General features: G+C 53.1%; 1 protein-coding gene. It reads left to right on the top strand.

The window, feature by feature from the left end; all coding sequences use genetic code 11:
- Positions 1–18: 18 nt before the first annotated feature.
- The coding region (locus tag DW657_RS17535) for a YncE family protein (protein ID WP_369973489.1) at positions 19–601 on the top strand (583 nt) is incomplete at its 3' end.

Here is a 601-nt window from a genome sequence, read left to right as displayed (position 1 = left end):
AAAATGAGAAAAGACGTAATGATGATCAGCGCAGGACTGATGATGCTGGCAATGGCATCCTGCGACCAGACAGAATATAGAGAGATTACAGAAGACCGAGTTGTGCCGCAGCCGGTGGATACCATCAAGGTGGCAGACCATTTCTACCTGGACGGCTACCTCTCACGCACATCTGAGGATATCGGAGGCCGACAGCTGAATGCCGTAAATCTTTATTATGATGGCGAAGAACTGTATGTAGCCAACTTTGCCGGCAAATGCATCGATGTTTTCGATGCAGAAACGCTGGAGCTGAAGCGCAGCATGAGCAATGGCGACCGCACACTGGCTAGGGATGTATATGTCGAGGGCGACCACCTCTTCGTGGCAGCCGGCGACAGCCGCGAGGTGCAGATCTTCGAGAAGAAGACGGGCAAGTATCTCAGCCGTCTGGGCACAGGCAACTGGCAAGGCAGCAATGTATCCTGGGCAGGATGCGTGTGCGCCACCCCTCGCCTGGTATTCGTAAGAGATTCCAAGGAGATGAATATCAGGGTCTTCGACCGTGAGGCGCTGGATATGAATGCTGCCAGCAACAACAATGTCTATGCCAAGCTGGCTA

The organism is Prevotella sp. AM23-5 (assembly GCF_003473645.1).
GTDB lineage: Bacteria > Bacteroidota > Bacteroidia > Bacteroidales > Bacteroidaceae > Prevotella > Prevotella copri_A.
This window is presented reverse-complemented; position numbering and strand designations above follow the sequence as displayed.